This window comes from Ensifer sp. ENS06, assembly GCF_014852205.1.
GTDB classification, from domain to species: domain Bacteria; phylum Pseudomonadota; class Alphaproteobacteria; order Rhizobiales; family Rhizobiaceae; genus Ensifer; species Ensifer adhaerens.
Genome location: NZ_JACVBC010000003.1, coordinates 71,102 through 90,603 on the forward strand (window position 1 = coordinate 71,102; position 19,502 = coordinate 90,603).

General features: G+C 62.8%; 19 protein-coding genes and 1 pseudogene. 8 read left to right on the forward strand and 12 right to left on the reverse strand.

The genetic code is table 11. The features are described 5' to 3' along the window. Window positions 1–57 precede the first annotated feature (57 nt). From IB279_RS13915 to IB279_RS13930, 4 genes are all read right to left on the reverse strand, one after another. Window positions 58–471: a hypothetical protein gene (locus tag IB279_RS13915; protein WP_060519282.1), complete on the reverse strand. Its 414-nt coding sequence runs from the start codon at window positions 469–471 to the stop codon at window positions 58–60. Between the two features lie 382 nt (window positions 472–853). After that, window positions 854–1,537, reverse strand: coding sequence for a response regulator transcription factor (locus IB279_RS13920; RefSeq protein ID WP_034789687.1), 684 nt, complete (start codon window positions 1,535–1,537; stop codon window positions 854–856). Beyond that, window positions 1,498–3,306 (reverse strand): sensor histidine kinase, encoded by a 1,809-nt coding sequence (locus IB279_RS13925; RefSeq protein ID WP_082566252.1) that lies wholly within the window; start codon window positions 3,304–3,306, stop codon window positions 1,498–1,500. Before IB279_RS13925 ends, IB279_RS13920 begins: the two co-directional genes overlap by 40 nt. Further along, a complete protein-coding gene (locus tag IB279_RS13930) occupies window positions 3,303–3,470 on the reverse strand; it encodes a hypothetical protein (RefSeq protein ID WP_156400694.1) in 168 nt (55 codons plus the stop codon). Before IB279_RS13930 ends, IB279_RS13925 begins: the two co-directional genes overlap by 4 nt. Window positions 3,471–3,787: 317 nt before the next feature. Between IB279_RS13930 and IB279_RS13935 the strand changes: the two genes are divergently transcribed. From IB279_RS13935 to IB279_RS13945, 3 genes are read left to right on the forward strand one after another with little or no spacing between them, the layout of a single operon-like run. Beyond that, on the forward strand, window positions 3,788–4,219 hold the full coding sequence (locus IB279_RS13935; protein ID WP_034789693.1) for an SxtJ family membrane protein: 432 nt from the start codon (window positions 3,788–3,790) through the stop codon (window positions 4,217–4,219). 46 nt (window positions 4,220–4,265) lie between these two features. Then, on the forward strand, window positions 4,266–4,415 hold the full coding sequence (locus tag IB279_RS13940) for a DUF5989 family protein (RefSeq protein ID WP_089043047.1): 150 nt from the start codon (window positions 4,266–4,268) through the stop codon (window positions 4,413–4,415). Window positions 4,416–4,426: 11 nt separating this feature from the next. Further along, on the forward strand, window positions 4,427–6,259 hold the full coding sequence (locus IB279_RS13945; protein WP_034789695.1) for a carbamoyltransferase: 1,833 nt from the start codon (window positions 4,427–4,429) through the stop codon (window positions 6,257–6,259). Window positions 6,260–6,316: 57 nt separating this feature from the next. Here IB279_RS13945 and IB279_RS13950 read toward each other — a convergent pair whose 3' ends face one another. From IB279_RS13950 to IB279_RS13960, 3 genes are all read right to left on the reverse strand, one after another. Then, on the reverse strand, window positions 6,317–7,255 hold the full coding sequence (locus IB279_RS13950; protein WP_060519278.1) for a LysR family transcriptional regulator: 939 nt from the start codon (window positions 7,253–7,255) through the stop codon (window positions 6,317–6,319). Window positions 7,256–7,461: 206 nt separating this feature from the next. Further along, window positions 7,462–9,165, reverse strand: coding sequence for an amidohydrolase (locus tag IB279_RS13955; RefSeq protein WP_192339302.1), 1,704 nt, complete (start codon window positions 9,163–9,165; stop codon window positions 7,462–7,464). A gap of 325 nt (window positions 9,166–9,490) precedes the next feature. Continuing rightward, window positions 9,491–9,901, reverse strand: a complete 411-nt coding sequence (locus IB279_RS13960) for a hypothetical protein (RefSeq protein WP_034789708.1) — start codon at window positions 9,899–9,901, stop codon at window positions 9,491–9,493. A gap of 312 nt (window positions 9,902–10,213) precedes the next feature. Here IB279_RS13960 and IB279_RS13965 point away from each other — a divergent pair, with 312 nt between their 5' ends. The 4 genes from IB279_RS13965 to IB279_RS13980 all read left to right on the forward strand — a co-directional run bounded on the left by IB279_RS13965 (window position 10,214) and on the right by IB279_RS13980 (window position 13,005). Next, window positions 10,214–10,915 carry an RNA polymerase sigma factor gene (locus tag IB279_RS13965; protein ID WP_082584561.1) on the forward strand — a complete coding sequence of 234 codons (702 nt, stop codon included), beginning with the start codon at window positions 10,214–10,216 and terminating at the stop codon, window positions 10,913–10,915. Window positions 10,916–11,004: 89 nt separating this feature from the next. Then, a complete protein-coding gene (locus IB279_RS13970) occupies window positions 11,005–11,526 on the forward strand; it encodes a DUF4142 domain-containing protein (protein ID WP_192339303.1) in 522 nt (173 codons plus the stop codon). An 11-nt stretch (window positions 11,527–11,537) separates the two neighbouring features. Further along, complete coding sequence (locus IB279_RS13975) at window positions 11,538–11,849, forward strand: cupredoxin family copper-binding protein (protein ID WP_034789875.1); 312 nt, start codon at window positions 11,538–11,540, stop codon at window positions 11,847–11,849. Window positions 11,850–11,982: 133 nt separating this feature from the next. After that, on the forward strand, window positions 11,983–13,005 hold the full coding sequence (locus tag IB279_RS13980; protein WP_192339304.1) for an LLM class flavin-dependent oxidoreductase: 1,023 nt from the start codon (window positions 11,983–11,985) through the stop codon (window positions 13,003–13,005). Window positions 13,006–13,117: 112 nt separating this feature from the next. On the opposite strand, the gene IB279_RS13985 is transcribed toward IB279_RS13980, so the two are convergent. From IB279_RS13985 to IB279_RS14005, 5 genes and pseudogenes are all read right to left on the reverse strand, one after another. Further along, window positions 13,118–13,504 carry a hypothetical protein gene (locus tag IB279_RS13985; RefSeq protein WP_034789721.1) on the reverse strand — a complete coding sequence of 129 codons (387 nt, stop codon included), beginning with the start codon at window positions 13,502–13,504 and terminating at the stop codon, window positions 13,118–13,120. A gap of 113 nt (window positions 13,505–13,617) precedes the next feature. After that, the gene (locus tag IB279_RS13990; protein ID WP_034789724.1) at window positions 13,618–14,388 is read right to left on the reverse strand and encodes an ABC transporter ATP-binding protein; all 771 of its coding nucleotides are present in this window, start codon (window positions 14,386–14,388) and stop codon (window positions 13,618–13,620) included. A 9-nt stretch (window positions 14,389–14,397) separates the two neighbouring features. Next, a complete protein-coding gene (locus tag IB279_RS13995) occupies window positions 14,398–15,381 on the reverse strand; it encodes an ABC transporter substrate-binding protein (protein ID WP_089042987.1) in 984 nt (327 codons plus the stop codon). A 35-nt stretch (window positions 15,382–15,416) separates the two neighbouring features. After that, window positions 15,417–16,301 carry an ABC transporter permease gene (locus tag IB279_RS14000; RefSeq protein ID WP_034789734.1) on the reverse strand — a complete coding sequence of 295 codons (885 nt, stop codon included), beginning with the start codon at window positions 16,299–16,301 and terminating at the stop codon, window positions 15,417–15,419. A gap of 9 nt (window positions 16,302–16,310) precedes the next feature. Beyond that, window positions 16,311–17,663: pseudogene (locus IB279_RS14005) on the reverse strand (LLM class flavin-dependent oxidoreductase). Window positions 17,664–18,060: 397 nt separating this feature from the next. On the opposite strand from IB279_RS14005, the gene IB279_RS14010 reads away from it, so the two are divergent. Beyond that, window positions 18,061–19,422, forward strand: a complete 1,362-nt coding sequence (locus IB279_RS14010; protein WP_034789738.1) for a dicarboxylate/amino acid:cation symporter — start codon at window positions 18,061–18,063, stop codon at window positions 19,420–19,422. Window positions 19,423–19,502: the final 80 nt, after the last annotated feature.

Here is a 19,502-nt window from a genome sequence, read left to right on the forward strand (position 1 = left end):
CACCTTGATTGTGCGATCTGTGTTGAAGCATTTCGGATGATTGCCGCATCGCCCGGTTCACGCGCTTCCGGCCTCGCGCCAATAGGACCGTGCCAGGCTGGCGAGATAGGTGGTCGTGCGCCTCGATGTCTTTGCGACGGAGGGACGCTTCGGTTCGTCGGAGCCTGCGTGTTCGCCAGTATCTGCGAGCCGGATGCGCTTGGAGGAATCCGGCCGCAGGAGCTCGATCGGTCGAAGCAGCCCGGGCAAAGTCCCGTAGCCGGTCAACTGATCGCGAAACAGGCTGGTCGCGGCATAGACGACATCCGCCGTCTCGACCGCTTCCCGCACGCGGGCATCATCCGAAATCTTGACGTAAAGCACGCCAGGAATGAAAAGAGGCAACGTCGGCACCACGGGATCCAGGATCCGGTTGACCGCGGCCGGCGTCACCTCGTTTAAAACGAAGACGGTAAGCCGCTTCTGGCTCAAACGATAACCCTTTATGATTATCTCGACCGGAAGCCGACCGTCTGTTTCAGCTATTTCAATAACACTTTGAACATGCATAGTGGCTCTCCGGAACAGAGAAGAACACCGTCAATATCTTCAGAATACGAAAACATGAACTTATTCGTTATATAGCGACATGAGCTTCGGAGGTTTCACTTCTCTGCCGGAGACGCCTTACAATTCCGAACTCTATCCTAGGATTTTCGTTCTGAATATATCCAGATGGATATACTCCGGCCCTGTTTCTTACAGTTCGCTTGCGGCAGAAAGCGCCGGTAGCGGCGTCTCGTCGCTGGCTGGATGTTTTCGAAAGGGGAGGCTCAGGCCAGAAGCAGGGGGCCTGCAAGCGCGGGCGACGCCGTCATAGTGGGCTCTTCGGGAGCCGGTTCGCCAGATTGGCCAGCTCGACGCGCGTCGAGATTCCGAGCTTGCTGTAGATGCTGTGGAGATGCAGCTTGACCGTGCCCGGCGATATGCCGAGCCGGGCACCGATCTCCTTGCTGCGGATCCCCGAGGCCGCCAGCCGCGAGACCTCGATCTCGCGCTGTGTCAGGAGGTCGACGCCCCGGGTCTCAACGGCCTCCTGCGCGCGTATCCGCTCGATCGCGGACTTCAGCGCCTGATCCTGGAAATAGGTCTTGCCGCTGGCCACGACATTCATGCAGTCGAGCAGGGTGTCCGGGGCCTGTTCCTTGAGGACGATGCCGTTCACTCCGAGCCGGATCGCTTCGGCAACCTGATCGTCACCGATATCAGCCGTCAGGATGACGATCGCGATCTGCTGTCGGTGGGCGCTGCGCACCCGGCGTATGAATTCGAGCCCGTCCATATGCGGCATGCGAAGATCTGCGACGACGATATCGGCGCCCCGCTCGGACAGAACCTGCAGCGCATCGGTCGCACGCTCGCAGGTCGCCACCACCTCCCAGCCGGGCACGGTCTCGATCAGCCGGCGAAGCCCGTCGAGCACGATCAGATGATCGTCGACGACGACCGCGCGCAACGCTATTGCGGCATTGGCAGCATGACGACCACTCGAGTCCATTCCGCTATCCTTTCGATCGCAAGTTTTCCGCCACGCGCTGCCGCCCGTTCACGCAGGCTCCGCGGTCCGATTTTTTCTCGTTCAAGCTCGGCATGGTCAAGACGCTCACCATAACCGAAGCCGACCCCGTCGTCGTCGATCGTCAGCACGATCGATCCGTTGTCGATGCTGAGCGTGATCCTGACCTTCTGCGCGCCGCCGTGCCTGACCGCGTTGGCGGTCGCTTCGGACGTCATGCGCGCAAGCTCGTAGGTCAGCGCCAGCGGCAGGTCGATGCCGGACGGCGGGTCGAAGGCGATCGAGACGTCGATCTGCCATTGCTGCCGCAGCCGTGCGGCCACCGCTTCCAGTTGACGCTCGAGCTGCATTTCGCCGGTAGCCTGGAGATTGCCACCCGGCTCGAGCGCGCGGATGAAGCCGCGAAGCTCCCGCTGTTCTTCGAGCAGCATCGCCTGGATGGCCTCGAGGCGTTCAGCAAGCACATCCGGCCCCGCATCCTTGAGCTTGCGCAGCGACTGAAGCTGCAGTGCTGTGCCCGCAAGCGCCTGAAGCACCCCGTCGTGCAGGTCGCGGCCGATGCGGATGCGCTCGTCGACGGCCGCCTCGTCACTCAGGCGTCTAACCAGGATCGCCTGTTCGAACAGCGCCTTGATCCTGTCGGCGATGATCTCCGCGATCGCCACGTCATCGAGCGTGAGCGCAGGCGGCTCCAGAACGAAGAGGCGCGCCTGCAGATCGTCGACCTGGAAGAAGGTCGAGACCGCGGCGTTGATGTTGAAAGCTTCCACAAGCGCTGGCGAGATCGGGGGATCGGGATCCGACCATTGATGAAACCGCCCCTCGCCGATATGCACGAGAACGCGACCACGCGCGGCCTCGGTGACAAGCAGGCTGCTGCGCAGCAATTTTTCGTCCGTCCAGGTACCGAAGGCATCAGGCGGCATCTGCATGACCTCGAGTTCGCCTTCGTTCCACAGGGCCGCATAGGTCCAGGGCTCCTCCGCATCGGTCCACAACAAGAGGGCCCGCGGAACCAGCATGACATGGGCGGCATAATCGAGGGCCGCGCGCGCCGGCCACTCGCGTCCCCGCGGCTGGCTCGGTGTTCGCTGCACCAGCCGAAGAAGCTCGGCCCGGACCGCCTCCTGGTGTGCGCCCAGCCAGACGAGCAGCGCAGCCGCAACGAAGATGAAGAGGATCCGCGAGGCGTTCGTCGTCGTATCGGCATCCGGATCGAGCATATCGCCGGCATCGAAGTAACCGAGGTAGAGCAGGGCCGCCAGGCAGACGAGACCGGTGTAGAGCGCCCCGCGCCAGCGCCAGTGCAGCGTCGCGGACAGCAAAGTGAACGGCATCAGCATGAAGAACGGGCTTGCCGGGCCGTCGGTCATCGACATGAAGATCGCAAACGCCGCGACATCGATGATGTGACGCACCAGCGTGCCGCGCACGCGCGAAATCTCCGTGCGCCAGACGAGGAAGGCGGCCGCGATGGCATAGAAGAGATAGCCGATCAGCAGGAAGTAGATGGGCTCTGGCGGCAGCGGCACGTGAACGGAATCGAGCCAGGCGATCCAGACGCTGCCGAGCGCCAGCAGAATGCGCCCGACGGCGATCACCTTGTCGGAACGAGCTCGGAAGGTGTTCGTCCAGACCTTGCGGCCGGACGCCTGGTCCAGATCCATCGGCGCGCCGGCACCGTGTGGTGGAGCGGCCGCCGTCGGGCTCACGCGGCGGGCGCTGAAACGGTTTGACGGCTCTAGCTTCATGCCAAGTCTCCGCTCTGCGCCGCCCCTTTGAAAACAACCCTGCGCGTGACGAGCGAGAATAAATCAAATCGCGGCCACCGACCGTCGCCGACCGCATCTTCGACGACGAGGACGGCACGGCCCTGGCAGCCGCTGCAATCAGCATATTCAAGTGTCGTCAGCATACGCTCGTCTCTTCCAGCGCTCAAATGCATTCGCCACCAGTATAGCCAAGGTTACGCGCGCGCGCCCGGACCACACGAACCTTGCACTGCTGCAGGCAAGCCCTGGAACAGGGCCGACCGGCGGACATCAACCCGAGTATCAGAAGATCGCGCCAAGAATCGTAAGCCGGATATGACCCTCTATATCCATTGGCATATTGACCTACCCCAGTATTTGCCGCTCATATTCTCCCAATATAAATGACTAAAGAGTTTTTCATTCGTCGGCACAATGAAAATTGTGCGTTTTTTAGCTAACCGCTTTGAGGTGGATAGCAATGAGCATTTCTCACGGACCACTGAACGAGAAGCCCCCGGAAGGACCGTCGAACAGAAGTTTCGGCTACACCGTCGGTGGCATCCTTACCCTGATCGCGCTCGTGAAATGGTGGCGGGCTTCCGAGATTACGACCGTAACGGCTGTGCTCGCCCTGATCGGCGTGGTTCTGGTCGTGCTGGCCCTGATCGCGCCTTCGACCCTGACACGCGCCAACCATCTCTGGATGCGGCTCGGCCTTGTGCTGTTCAAGATCGTCAATCCGGTCGTGATGTTCCTGATCTACGTCACGACCTTCGTGCCGATCGGCATTTATCTCAGGCTTCGCGGCAATGACGCGCTGACCGAACAGTTCGACAAGAACGCCAAGACCTACTGGATCGACAAGCCACAGGGCGAAGCAGCCCAGGCAACGATGAAAAACCAGTTCTGAAATTTGAAGAACCTATCCCTTATTGTATCGGACAGAGGACACGAAAATGGACCTTGCTAGGGAACTCCTGTCTTACATGGGCAACCGGAAGAAATACTGGTTGCTGCCGATCCTGGTCATGACGACCATCTTCGGAACCCTGGTGGTACTGACGCAGGGAACGGCCGTCGCCCCCTTCATCTATACGCTGTTCTAGGCGGCACCATCGTGCGTATCCTCGGTATCTCGGCCTTTTACCACGATAGCGCGGCCGCGCTCGTCGAAGACGGGCGCATCGTAGCCGCTGCACAGGAAGAGCGCTTTACGCGCCGGAAACACGACCCCGATTTTCCGGCGCGGGCAATAGAGTACTGCTTGTCGGAAGCAGGCTGCACCATGAACGACATCGACCATGTCGTCTTCTACGAAAAGCCGTTCCTGAAGTTCGAGCGGCTTGTCGAGACCTATCTTGCGACAGTGCCGCACGGCTTCAGTTCGTTTCGCGTGGCGATGCCGGTCTGGATCAAGGAAAAGCTCTTCCAGAAGAAGATGCTGCGCAAGGATCTCGGCAAGCTTGTCGGCAAGAAGGAATGGGATGGCTCGCTGCTTTTCACCGAGCACCACCAGTCCCATGCAGCGAGCGCCTTCTTTCCCTCGCCCTTCGCCTCAGCCGCAGTCCTCACCATGGACGGCGTCGGCGAGTGGTGCACCACATCGCTTGCCCATGGCCATGACAATCGCCTCGACTTCCTGAAGGAGCTGCATTTCCCGCACTCCCTTGGCCTGCTTTATTCGGCCTTTACCTATTACACGGGCTTCAAGGTCAATTCGGGCGAGTACAAGGTGATGGGGCTTGCGCCCTACGGGCGGCCGCGTTTTGCGCAGACGATCCTCGACAACCTGATCGATCTCAAGGACGACGGCTCCTTCCGTCTGGACCAGCACTATTTCGGTTATTGCACGGGCCTGAAGATGACCTCGCCGGCCTTTCACGACCTCTTCGGAGGCGAACCCCGCAAGCCGGAATCGCCGCTGACCCAACGCGAGATGGACCTTGCGGCCTCCGTGCAGGTCGTGACCGAAGAGGCGGTCATGCGGCTCGCCCGCTATGCCCGGCGCCAGACAGGCGAAAAGAACCTCTGCCTTGCCGGTGGCGTCGCGCTCAACTGCGTGGCGAACGGCAAGTTGCTGAAGGCCGGGATCTTCGACGATATCTGGATCCAGCCCGCCGCAGGCGATGCGGGCGGCGCCCTCGGGGCGGCCCTCTCGGTCTGGCACGAATATCTTGGAAGCGCGCGTGTCGTGAAGGACAGCGATTCCATGTCGGGCGGCTATCTGGGACCGGCCTTCGCGCAAGGTGAAGTCGAGCAGCGGCTTGCCAACGCCGGGGCGAACTTCGAGGTCCTCTCGGACGAAGAGATCACCTCCTCCACCGTCTCGGCGCTGACCGAGGAAAAAGCGGTCGGCTGGATGCAGGGGCGGATGGAATTCGGACCGCGGGCTCTCGGCGGACGGTCGATCCTCGGCGACGCCCGTTCGCCGACGATGCAGAAGATGCTCAATCTCAAGGTCAAGTATCGCGAGAGCTTCCGTCCCTTCGCTCCGTCGATCCGGCGTGAAGACCTGTCGGACTGGTTCGATATCGACACCGACAGCCCTTACATGCTGCTTGTCGGCGACGTCCTGGAAAGCCGCCGCCTGCACGCCAATCACCCGCAGGAAAATCTGTTCGGCATCGATCTGCTCAACGTGCCGCGCTCGGAAATACCGGCGGTGACCCATGTCGATTACTCCGCCCGTATCCAGACGGTGCACCGCGAGACCAACCCGCGTTACTGGGAGCTGTTGACCCGGTTCAAGGCGCGCACCGGCTGCCCGGTGCTCGTCAACACCAGCTTCAACGTGCGTGGCGAGCCGATCGTCTGCAATCCCGAAGACGCCTATCGCTGCTTCATGGGAACGGAGATCGAGCGCCTCGTCGTCGGCAATTGCATCCTGAAGAAGGAAAACCAGCCGGAGCACCTGAAGCAGGACTACAAAGAGAACTTCGAGCTCGACTAGAACCGGCCACGTAATCTGTTCCTTCAGAACGCCGGGCCGCAGCAGCGACCCGGCGTTCTAACGTCCGGCACGCAGCCGCGAGGCGCTTCGGCCGGAGGGCGCGACGCCGAACTCGCTCGTCAGCAGCTTGACGAAAAACGGCACCAGCCCCGATTTCGCCCGCGATTTGTCGAAGGCTGCCTGGAATGGCGCCCTGTAGCTGAAGAGGTCCGGGCGGATCGGCCGCAGCAACCCTTCGCTGACATAACGGCTGGCGAAGTGATCGGGCAGATAGCCGAGATAGCGCCCGGAAAGGATCAGCCGCGCCTCCGCTTCCATGTCGCTGACCGTCGCGCGCGGATTGGCGATCGAGAAGATCTTGAGGTCGCGCGCATTCCAGTAGGAGCGACCGATCAGATTGTAGGACCGGATGTCGTCGATTTCGATCGTGCTGTCATCGCGGGAAAACAGCGGGTGCTCGGCCCCGCAATAGAAGCGCTGCGTCTCCTCGTAAAGATCGACATATTCGAGCCCCAGCGTCGTGCGCGGGAAGCTCGCGATCGCGATGTGGAGCTCGCCCGTTATCACGTCGCGCAACAGTTCATGCGGCGGTCGGGTGACGATCGAAAGCGCCACCTCGGGCGCTTCATCCGTCATCCGCGCAAAGACGCGGGTCAGACGGGAGGCCGGGTCGGACAGGGTGTTGTCGATCAGACCAACGGAAAGCGTGCCGTTCAGCCGGTGTTGCAGCCCCTTCATGCGGATATCGAACTGGTCGATCGTGCCGAACAGGCGCTTGGCCTCCTCGTAGACTGCACGCCCCTCCTCGGTAAGACGGAAACCGGACCGGCCCCGCTGGCAAAGGATTAGACCCAGGCGACTTTCCAGCGCCGAGATATGGTTGGAGATCGTCGAGAGCGACAGGTTGAGCTCGCCCTGTGCAGCCGCAAAACCACCCGCCTCCACGATCGTCACGAAGATCCGCAGCAGCCGCACATCCAACGAGTCCAACGCCATTCCATCGCGTCCTTAGCTTGATAAGCTCCAAAGTGAAGAGCAATTATTATGAATTTTCAGGCACCAAGCTAGTGCACCATGGCCCTGAACGGCAAATCGGCCGGCGCTGGTAGCGCCGGCCGAGCGTGATCTGGATCGGTGGGAAGGCTGCCGATCGACGTGTCCTCGCACGGCGACCGGTAGGAGACGGACGCTGCCGCCCCCGATCAGGGCCGGCGATAGACCTCGTTTCCGGCGAGATAGGTCGCCTCCACCTTGCGCTCGCGGATCGAACGGTCGAGTGGATCGGACAGAGTGCCGTCGATCACGACGAAATCCGCCCACTTTCCGACGCTGATCGAGCCGATCTCACCGCCCCAAGGTGTCATGTCGGCACCCCCCTGGGTGAGACCATGCAGGGCCTGGTCGAAGGTGACCGCTTGCTCGGGGTGCCAGGGACCATCACCCAAGCCAAAGGGGCTCTCGCGGAAGACGGCATCGTTGATCTGAGTCAGCGGGCTCAGCGGCGATGTCGGCCAGTCCGAACCGAACACCAGCGGTACGCCGGCGTCGAGCATCGAATGCCAGACATAGGCCCGCGGCTCGCGATCGGTACCGATGCGTTCGGTGATGTACTTACCGATCGTGCCGGTCGCATGGTTCGGCTGCATCGAGGCGACGACACCGAGATCCTTGAAGCGCTGGATGTCCTTGGTCTCGACCACCTCGATATGCTCGATACGGTTCGGCTGCGGCCGCGGCACGGACGCTTCGGCGAAAGCGTCGAGAACGAGGCTGACGCCGCCATCGCCGATCGCATGCACCGCCGTCGGGAAGCCGTTTTCGTTGGAGGCCTTGATTGCCGCCGCCAGCTGCTCCTTGGTCTCGAAGGGCTTGCCCTTCCAGCCGTGCTGGTCGGAATAGTCCTCATGCATATAGGCGGTGCGGGTCGAGAGCACCCCGTCGATCACCGACTTGGTGTAGCCGAGCTTGAGCATCGGCCCCTTTACCTCCTGCTCGCCGGAATCGGCGGCCGCTTTGTCGACCTCGTCGCGATCCTTGACCGCTGCGGCAATCTTCTTCGGATCTCCTTCGAAGAAGCCGTACCAGACGCGAAGCGGCATCTTCTTTTCCGAGAGGATCGCGGCATAGTCGTGCACGGCGGCGAGATCCGACATGTCGTTGACGCCGGTGATCCCCAGGCTGTTGGCAAACTTCATTGTCTCAAGCAGCGCTGCCCGCCGCTCGCTGTCGGTCGCCACCGGACGATGCTTCTCGACGAGGTCGCCGGCCTTTTCGAGCAGGATGCCGCTCGGCTCGCCCTTGTCGTTCAAGAGCACCTGCCCGCCCTCTTCGACTTCCGACTTCGCGGTAACGCCGCCCACTTCGAGCGCCTTGGAATTGACCCAGACGGAATGGAAATCGATATCTCGCAGGACCACCACGCGATCCGGCACCACGGCGTCGAGGTCTTCCTTTGTCGGCAGCTTGCCCTCGCCGAGCGTGTAGTCCCAGCCGCCGCCCATCAGCCAGACGCCCTTCGGCAGGCGCTGATCGGCTTCCTTGATCTTTTCGAGCCAGGTCTTCTTGTCCGGGATGTAGGAGAGGTCGACGCCGGTCACCATGTCCATGCCAGATGTGAGGTGCGTATGCCCGTCGATGAAGCCAGGGGTCACGGTCTTGCCGCCGGCGTCGATCACCTTGGTCTCGGCATCCGCCAGTGCCTTGATCTCGTCGTTGCTGCCGACTGCGGTGAACTTGCCGTTCTCGATTGCGAAGGCCTGTGCCTTCGGCTTGCCCTGGTCCACCGTGCGCACGTCGCCGTTGAGCACGATCAGATCGGGTGCGGCCCAAACCGGCTGCGCCGTGCCGACCAGGATCGCCAGCGCGGACGTTGCACCCAGAGCCCGGGTTACTGCTGCCAATGTCATGAAATCCTCCTCCCGCGGCTACATCCCTCCACCCCCGGCGAGCCGCGCGGCACCGGCGTTGAGGGGATGATGCTGCAAGAGGGGAGGATCGCGATATACTCCCTCGGGCTAGGTTTGCGCCATGCCGCGCGACGACCACACTGTGTCCGTTGCAACGCGGTGCGCATCGGCTCGGGCTGACCAAAACCAGGTTTGCCACCCAGTCGGGCGCAATATCCTTACCGGGCGCGAAAGCGAGGCCGCGCCGCTTACGAGAAACAGGAGGTTAGGGAAGCTTCCGGCTGGCGCCCTGGCTTCCCCCGAGGCTGGCCGATGGGCTCAGCCCTCAGCTAAAGAGCGCCTTCAGACGCGGCCAGAGACCAATGGCCGCGCGAACCCGACGGGCGGCATAGGCAGCCCGCACCGAACTACCGAAATTGCAGTCGCAGACGATGTCGTGCAGCTGATGATCCGATATTTCGAAAAAGCGTTTTGCTTCGCCGTAGCTGTCGTCTGCGAGCCCCGCGAGGCGCAATTGCGTATCCTCGAAGGCGACGGTCATGGGCGAACCGTTGACCTGCATGGCCTGACGCACGGCAGCAGTCGCACGTTCAGTACCGGAAAGCGTGCCAAGCCGGCGATCGGGATTGCTTTCCAAGAGTTCGGCCCAACGCTGAAGCCGTTCCGTTCTCGTCATGACGGGATCGGGACGAATTTCGGCGAGCGCCTGCAACTGTTCTATTGTTTGATGCTTCATCGTCGTCTCTCCTAGTGCGAAGATGCGACCGCGATACGCGCCCCTGCACACCGGGGTCGCCGATCCTCAAACTCGCCAGAGGGAACCCCAGTTCCCTGGCCAGAGAAAAAAAGAGGGCTTGCCAATACCGCTGCGCGAACAGCGCCCCAAGACCCAACTTCCGCTGGCGAAAACACGCGAAATGCCGCTTCGTAGAGACACCCTCGCGACTGGAAGCACGCCCCTGCCCCTATTTCGGTTGCCGCTAACGCGGCGTATGTTTTCTCGGGAACGTTTTTGCCCGATCCGCATCAAACGGTGGTTTGGAGGTGGATGATGAAGGATGCCGTGCAGACAAAACCCGCCACGGCGGAAGCGGACCATTTGACGGACGAGACTCTCGTCGAGCGTGCGCTTGCGAGGGATCCGGAAGCCTTCCGGATCATCATGACAAGGCATAACCAGCGGCTTTTTCGCATCGCGCGCGCCGTCGTGCGCAACGACAGCATCGCCGAGGATGTGGTGCAGGAAGCCTATCTGCGCGCGTTCGAACACCTCGAAACGTTTCGTGGCGATGCCAGCCTCGCCACCTGGCTGCATCGGGTCGTGTTGAACGAGGCGCTCGGACGCCTGCGCCGGTCGGCGACGCGACGGGAGGTTCCGCTTCCGACGGACAACGCCGGCGCCGAGATCGTACCCTTTCCCAATGCTGCGAACGCCGACGATCCGGAACGCAGCCTCGCGCAGCGTCAGATCCTGCGGCTGGTGGAAGAGGCCGCCGACGCTTTGCCGGAAGCCTTCCGTCTGGTCTTTACCGCCCGCGTCATCGAAGCGATGAGCGTCGAAGAAACCGCCGCCCTCCTCAGCATCAACCCAAAGACGGTCAGGAGCCGCCTCTACCGGGCTCGTCAGCTCGTCCGTCAGCAGATCGATCGCCAGGTCGGGCCGGTGCTCCTGAATGCCTTTCCCTTCGCTGGACGTCGCTGCGCGCGATTGACGGAGGCGGTCATGCACCGGCTCGGGCTATCAGGCTGACATTTTCGGGAACCTTTGACTGCGGCGCGCATCCAACGGGTGTCATCCATCAAGACCGGTGCCACTTGCGGCCGGAAAAGGAGTTCCCGATGTATGCCCGTTTCACTTCAGCCCTCGCCGTCGCCTGTCTCATCGGTGGCGCTACCCATGCAGCCGACACGAAGGTCACAGATCCGCAAATCGCCCATATCGCCTATACCGCCGGCGTCATCGATATCGAGGCCGCCAAGCAGGCCCTGAAAATCTCGAAGGACAAGGAGGTCATCGGCTTTGCCAACGACATGCTGCGCCACCACGAGGCCGTGAACAAGCAGGCCCTCGATCTCGTCAAGAAGCTCAAGGTGACGCCCGAAGACAACGACACCAGCCGCGCGCTGACGAAAGCGGCTACGCAAGAGCGTGAAAAGCTGGCGAAGCTGAGCGGCGCCGACTTCGACAAGGCCTATGTCGCCAACGAGGTGGCCTACCACAAGCAGGTCAATGGCGCGCTTGAAACCCTGCTTATTCCCTCCGCGAAGAATGCCGAGCTCAAGGACCTGCTGGAGACCGGGCTCAAGCTGTTCCAGGGGCACCAGCAACATGCCGAGCATGTCGCCGGGATGATGAAGTAGGCCGCGACATGATGCGGAAGCGAAGCCTTGGCGCCATTTCCGGCCTGGCTCTGATGCTGGCTGCGCCATCGGCGTGGGCGGAGACCATCCGGGTGACGATCGAAAAGCTCGTGTTTTCGCCCGCCGAAATCAGCGCCGCCGTCGGCGACGTGATCGAGTGGGACAACAAGGACGTCATGGCGCACACGGCAACGGCCAAGGGTGATTTCGACGTGGTGATACCACCGAAAAAGATGGCGACACTCACCGTCACCAAGGCCGGAACCTTCGACTATACCTGCCGCTTTCACCCAAATATGAAAGCGCGCCTGCAGGTGCGATGAAAGACTTGAGGGCGGCGGTGCGAGCGCATCCCCACGCGCCGCCGTTCACGGCGAAGTCACCAGACACCGGCTGTATCCGGGAACCGAATTATGCCATGGAAGCGGCTGGTTCCATCGAGGAGGCGGCACGGCCATGAAGAAGATCGGTTTTCTTTCCTTCGGACACTGGACGCCCTCGCCGCAGTCGCAGACGCGATCGGCGGGCGACGCCCTGCTGCAGTCGATCGATCTCGCCGTTGCGGCCGAAGAACTCGGCGTAGACGGCGCCTATTTCCGCGTTCATCACTTCGCCCGCCAGCTCGCCTCGCCGTTTCCGCTTTTGGCGGCGGTCGGTGCAAAGACGAGCCGGATCGAGATCGGCACCGCCGTCATCGACATGCGCTACGAGAACCCGCTCTACATGGCCGAGGATGCGGGTGCGGCCGATCTCATCGCCGGCGGACGGCTGCAGCTCGGCATCAGCCGCGGCTCGCCGGAACAGGTGATCGATGGCTGGCGCCACTTCGGCTACCAGCCGTCCGAGGGCGAGACTGAGAGCGACATGGCAAGAAGGCACGCGGAAGTGCTGCTCGACGTCCTGCGCGGCGAAGGCTTCGCCGAACCCAATCCGCGGCCGATGTTCCCCAATCCTCCCGGCCTGCTGCGCCTCGAGCCGCATTCCGCGGGCCTCAGAGAACGCATCTGGTGGGGCGCAAGCTCGAACGCCACGGCCGTCTGGGCCGCCAAGCTCGGCATGAACTTGCAGAGCTCGACGCTGAAGGATGACGAGACCGGGCTGCCGTTCCATGTCCAGCAGGCCGACCAGATCCGCGCCTACCGGGAAGCCTGGAAGGCGGCGGGGCACATGCGCGAGCCGCACGTCTCGGTCAGCCGCAGCATCTTTGCGTTGGTGGACGATCGCGACCGCATGTATTTCGGCGGCGGAAACAAGCAGGAAGACCAGATCGGTTTCATCGACGACAAGACGCGGGCGATTTTCGGGCGCAGCTACGCCGCAGCACCCGACGTGCTGGTCGAGCAACTGGCAAAGGACGAGGCGATTGCCGAGGCCGACACGCTGCTCCTGACGGTCCCGAACCAGCTTGGCGTCGAGTACAACGCCCATGTGATCGAGGCGATCCTCAAGCATGTCGCGCCGGCACTTGGTTGGCGCTAGCGACAGGCGACGCCTCAAACTCCAGGCATCTGAAATAGGCATCTGAATTCAGGCACCCGGCCGAATCAGGGAGCGCGGCGGTACTGCCGCGCCCCTTCGCTTAGCCGGTTCTTCAGGGAACCTGCGGCGGATGCGCGACGCCCAGATAGTAGTCGCCCTGTCCGCCGCTCTGATACTCGCCCGTGTAGCGCTGGCGGGCATCACCCAGCGTGCGGGCCGGCGGGCGGTAGACATAACCCGGCGCCGGATCGACATACGGATCGACATAGATGCTGCCAGTTGGCATCGGATCGACATAGACTTGCGGCTCTACAGGCTCGACATAGACCGGGCCGGGCGCGGGTTCGACATAGTAGGGTTGCCCGTAGAGCACCCGGTTCTGGGTGCCCGGCGGATTGTGCGGATCGATGCCGGTGTAGAAGCCGTTGGCGAGCGCCGGTGTTGCCGTGCCAAGGGCAAAAACGATTGCGGCGAATGACATTCCGTTCGAAAGCTTCATGGCGTTGCTCCTGTCTCGGCTGAGCATCCGACCATCTGGCAGCATCGCCCCCGGTGGATGCGAACGTCGAGAGAGAATAACGCGTAATCGCTGCAACCGTTCCGCACGCGACCTTAGTGCAGTCCGAAGATGCCGAGCAGTTCCTCGCGCTGGCGCACGAAGGCGCTGGCGCTGCGGTCGCGCGGCCGCGGCAGGTCGATCTCGATCAGCCGAGGTTCGCCGCCCTTTTCGCGCGGCAGGATGAGGATACGGTCGGCGAGATAGATCGCCTCCTCGAGATCATGGGTGACGAGCACGGTTGTCACGTCCTCGTCGCGCCAGATCCGCGCCAACTCCTGCTGCATGCTGATCTTGGTCATGGCGTCCAGCGCGCCCAGCGGCTCGTCGAGCAGCAGGATTTCCGGCTGGACCGCAAGCGCCCGGGCAATGCCGACGCGTTGCGCCATACCGCCCGACAATTGCCGCGGATAGGCGTCTTCGAACTGTTGCAGGCCGACCAGTTGCACGTAGCGCCGCGCCCGGTCTCGTGCCTGCCCACGGGAAAGACCACGCGTCTCCAGCCCGAAGCCGACATTGTCGAGCACCGTCAGCCAGGGCAGGAGCCGCGGCTCCTGGAAGATCACGGCACGGTCGGTGCCGACACCTCTCGTCAGCTTTCCGTCGATCAGCACCTCTCCGGCATCCGGATCCTCAAGACCCGCCAGCACCCGAAGCAGGGTCGTCTTGCCCGAACCGCTGGCGCCGACGATAGCGAGCGTCTCGCCGGAGCGGATATTAAGGTTGATATCCCGAAGCACAGGCAAGGGCGTGCCGTTCAGGCGGTAGGACTTGGAGAGGTGACGGATCGTCACCTCTCCCCGGCGAGGGTTCTGGGTAACGCTCATGGAACGTCCTCAGTTGCTGGCCGTTGCGCCGTCGACGGCCAAGAGCACGTCCCTTGGCGCCAGTTGGCCCTGCTTGAGCTTGCCTTCGCGCACCAGCACGTCGATCCAGAATTGGAGGTCACGCTCGACCGGCAGGCCACCGGCCCGCACCCCATAGCCGCGGAAGTACTGGGCGATCTCAGGATTTTCCCCGCGGGCTTTCAGGGCCTTGGCAAGGATGTCCTTCGTTTCCTGCGGATGTTCGCGGGCATAGTCGAGCGCGCGGGCCGACTGCAGCACGAAGGTCTTTGCCGCTTCCGGATGCTCCTTCACGAAGTCGCGTCTGAGCACGACGAAGCCGCCGGCGATCTCGCCGAGCACGTCGGTGTCGTCGAAGATCGCGCGCAGACCACCATTCTTACGAGCCGCGCCCTCGAAGGTCGTCTGCCAATAGCCGAAGGCCGAGATATCCACCTGGCCGGAGCGCAGGACCTGTTCCAGTTGCGGACCGGGCACGACGACCTGGTTGGCGGCATCTGTCGGCAGGCCGACAGAGTGCAAGGCCTCGCGGATCGTATAGTCGAGGTGCGCACCGAGCGTGTTCACCGCTATGCTCTTGCCGGCGATGTCCTTGATGCTTTTGATCGGGCTGCCTTCCAGCACGTAGAAGATCGACTGCACTTCGTCATTGATGCCGTTGGAGGGATAGGCGGCCACGAAATCGTTGCCGCTGATAATCGAGTTCAGCACGGCCGATGTCGCCGCACTGCCGATCTCGACGTCGCCGGAGGCCAGCGCGATCAGTGATGCCGGGCCGCCGGTGGCGTAGCCGACACTCTCGATCGTGATGCCGGTTCCATCAAAATAGCCGAGTTCCTGCGCGAGTTCATGTGCCGACAGACCGCCTTGGCTGGCGAGATAGCGAAGCGTGACCGCGTCGGCAGCGGCCGCCGGTGAAACAAGGCCAAGTGTGACGGCTGCCGAGAGAAGAAGATTGCGGGGGTGGAAGGTCATCTCGATATCCTTTCGAAGGGGAACTGGTAAGGCGGTCAGGCGTTCGGCGCAGACCAGCGGCAGAGATTGCGTTGGATGAGAACGAGCAGCGCATTGGCGGCGAGACCGAGCAGGGCAAGCAGCAGGATCGATGCAAACATCAGCGGGATCTGGAAGTTGTATTGGGCGTTCATCACCTGGAAGCCGATGCCCTTGTTCGCTCCGATCATTTCGGCAGCGATCAGAAGCAGCAACGCGGTCGTGGCCGAGAGCCTGAGGCCGACGAAGATCGCGGGCACGGAGGCCGGCAGAACCACGCGGCGGAAGACGGCGAGCGAGCCGGCGCCGTAGGTGCGAGCCATCTCGATCAGCTTCCTGTCGACCTCCTTGACCCCACCGATCGTCGACAGGAGGATCGGAAAGAGCGTCGCCCAGAAGATCACGAAGACCTTCGACGTTTCGCCGAGACCGAGCAGCAGAATGAAGACCGGGTAGAGCGCCAGGGCCGAGGTCTGGCGGAAAAGCTGAAGGACGGGGTCGAGTGCCTGTTCGACAAGCCGGACCTGGCCCATGAACAGCCCGAGCGGGATTCCCACCGCGACGGCGGCTGCAAAGGCAATGCCCGACCGCTGCAGGCTGATGGCGATGTCGTCGAGCAGCGCGCCGCCGGCGATGCCGTCCCAAAGGGCCGACAGGATCACGTCGAGCGGCGGAAACACCGCCGCGTTGACCCAGCCCACGGTGCTTGCAACCTGCCAGAAGGCCAGAAACGTAAGCACGAGGCCGTAGCGGGCGACGATTGCGCCGAGCAGGCGGCGCCAGCGCGGCACGGAGTTCGGCCGGGAATGCGCGGCGGGCGAAGTGGAACTCTTGGCAAGAGCCTCACGGCGCGCCGTTGCAAAGCCTGCCGCAAGCGAGGGGTTGATGGTTTCATAGGACATGGCAACACCTCACTCTGCTGCCTGAACGGCCGACCGGGCAGCAGTCCAGCGGTTGACGGGAACGGGCAGGCCGAGGTTTTCGCGCAGCGTCTTGCCCTCGTAGGCAGTGCGGAACAGGCCGCGACGCTGCAATTCCGGGATCACCAGCTCGACGAAGTCGTCGAGCGCCGTCGGGAACCATGGCGGCAGGATGTTGAAGCCATCGGCGGCTTCGTTCTCGAACCATTCCTGCAGGGTATCGGCGATCTGCCCCGCCGTACCGACAATCGTGTAGTGGCCGCGCGCCGACGCGATCCATTGGTAGAGCTGGCGAATGGTGAAGTTGTTCTCGTCGGCGATCTGGCGGATCAGCGCCTGGCGGCTCTTCATGCCCTCGGTCGGCGGCGCCGGCGGCAGCGGCCCGTCGAGGTCGTAACCACGGAGATCGAGCGTTCCGCCGGTCAGGCCGTTGAGCAGGCCGATGCCGTCCTCCTCGACGATGAGCGAGGTCAGCCGTTCGTATTTCTCCCGCGCCTCGGCTTCCGTACGGCCGACGAAGGGCGAGACACCGGGCATGACCAGGATGTGGTCCGGGTTGCGGCCCAGGCCCCGGGCGCGGGCCTTGATATCGCGATAGAATTCCTGCGCCGTTTCGATGTGCTGGTGCGCCGTGAAGATCACCTCCGCAGTGGCGGCGGCAAGGCCCCTGCCATCATCGGACTGGCCGGCCTGCACGATGACGGGATGTCCCTGCGGCGAGCGCGAAATGTTGAGCGGGCCGCGGACCTTGAAATGCTCGCCGCGGTGATCCGTGTCGTGCAGCTTCGCCGGATCGAAAAAGACGCCCGTTTGCTTGTCGCGGATGAAGGTATCGTCCTCGAAACTGTCCCAGAGCTTCTTGACCACATCGACATGCTCGGCGGCGCGCCGGTAACGCTCGGCATGCGGAAGCTGCGTGTCGCGGTTGAAATTCTGGGCGGTCGGATCACCCGTGGTCGTCACCACGTTCCATCCGGCGCGACCGCCGGAAATGAGGTCGAGCGACGCGAACTTGCGCGCTGTCGTATAGGGTTCCTCATAGGTCGTCGACGAGGTGGCTATGAAACCGAGATGGGTGGTGAGTGGCGCCAGCGCCGAAAACAGGGTCACCGGTTCGAAGCCGGCAACACGGGCATTGCCGCCCTATCGCGCGCCACCGAAGCCGATCGCCAGCCCGTCGGCAAGAAAGTAGGCATCGAACAGACCACGTTCGGCGGTCAGCGCCAGCTGCTTGTGAAACTCGAAACTGGTCGCCCCGTCGGCTGGCTGGTCGGGGTGGCGCCAGGCGGCAATATGCTGCCCGCCGCCGGGAAGAAAGGCTCCAAGCCGGATCTTGCGTGTCATCTCAATCCTCTCCTGTCTCGCTTTAAACTCGAGGAGATCACCCTGCCGAGGGCGAAGCGCACAAGGCGCTCCGCAACACGCGGCGAACTCCGGCCACGACAGACAGGTTACATTATATACTAATTTTATAGAGAAAGAGGATTTCAACGAGACGTGCCGGGATTGAAATGTTTTTCGTCAGTTCGCCCGGTTTAGAGATCGATGACCGCTTCGCCGCCCTCAGGCGCAATCCGGCCGGAGCGAGAGTGCGCGGTTGATCCGGGAAAATATTCCACTTGGAATAGTTTTCGAGCCAAAGGTTTTCTTATCTCGACCAGAATACTCGACTATTTTTCGGGCACTTGCGGCGGCCATTGCCTAAAAATGTGGCCGCCGCCACACAATGAGAGTGAAAGACGTGTCCCAAGCAACCACCCAATCCTCACCAAAGCCGATCTATGCTTCCTTCGGGTTCCAAGTCCTGGCGGCCATGGTCATCGGCCTGCTGCTCGGCCTCATCGCCCGCAATATGGGCGTCGATGCCAGCGGCAATGCCAACTGGCTGACGGTCACCCTGCAGACGATCGGCTCGATCTTCGTCCAGCTTCTGCGTGCGCTCGTACCGCCGCTCGTCTTTACCGCCATCGTCGCCTCGATCGCCAACCTGGCGACGCTGCAGAATGCCGCCAAGCTCGTGTGGCAGACGCTGCTCTGGTTCGCGATCACCTCTCTCATCGCCGTCGTCATCGCCATCGCACTCGGCCTGATCATTCAGCCGGGCATCGGTTCGGCCGTTTCGCAGGAAGCTGCCAAGGCCCCCTCCTATTCCGGCTCGTGGCTCGATTTCCTGAAGGGCCTCGTGCCCGCCAACATGCTCGGCCTTGAAGCCAGCACCAAGGTCACCGACACGGGTGCCACCACCTCGCTCAATTTCAACGTGCTGCAGATCCTCGTCGTTTCGATCGCCGTCGGCGCCGCGGCGCTGAAGGTGGGCGATGCTGCCAAGCCGTTCCTCGCCTTCAACCAGTCGCTTCTCGCGATTGTGCGCAAGGTCCTCTGGTGGGTTATCCGGCTGACGCCGATCGGCACGATCGGCCTGCTCGGTCGCGCCGTTGCCCAGTACGGCTGGGAAACGCTGGCGCAGCTCGGCTGGTACACCGCTGCCGTCTATATCGGCCTTGCGATCGTGCTCTTTGTCGTCTACCCGGCGCTGCTCGTCGGCCACGGCCTGAGGCCCTCGCGCTTCTTTGCCGGCGCCTGGCCGGCGATCCAGCTCGCCTTCGTTTCACGCTCCTCCGTCGGCACCCTGCCCGTTACCGAAACAGTGACCGAAAAGAGCCTCGGCGTGCCGCGCGAATATGCCGCCTTCGCCGTGCCGCTCGGCGCCACCACCAAGATGGACGGCTGCGCCGCGATCTACCCGGCCATCTCGGCGATCTTCATCGCGCAGTTCTTCGGCCTGCCGCTCGGCATCCAGGAATATGTGCTGATCGTCTTCGTCTCGGTGCTCGGCTCTGCCGCAACCGCCGGCCTCACCGGCGCGACTGTCATGCTGACGCTGACGCTTTCGACGCTCGGCCTGCCGCTCGAAGGGGTCGGCCTGCTGCTCGCCATCGACCCGATCCTCGACATGGGCCGCACGGCGGTTAACGTCGCCGGTCAGGCGCTCGTGCCGACGATCGTCGCCAAGCGCGAAGGCATTCTCGACGAGACCGTCTACAACGGCGACAAGGTGCTCGACGACCTGGAACCGCTTGGCGCCGCTGCACGCGCTGCCTGACGGCGTGAAACGACGCATGCGGGCCGCAAGGTCCGCATGCCGTGTTATACTTCAGGCGTTCCGCCTGTTGAGGGATCGGC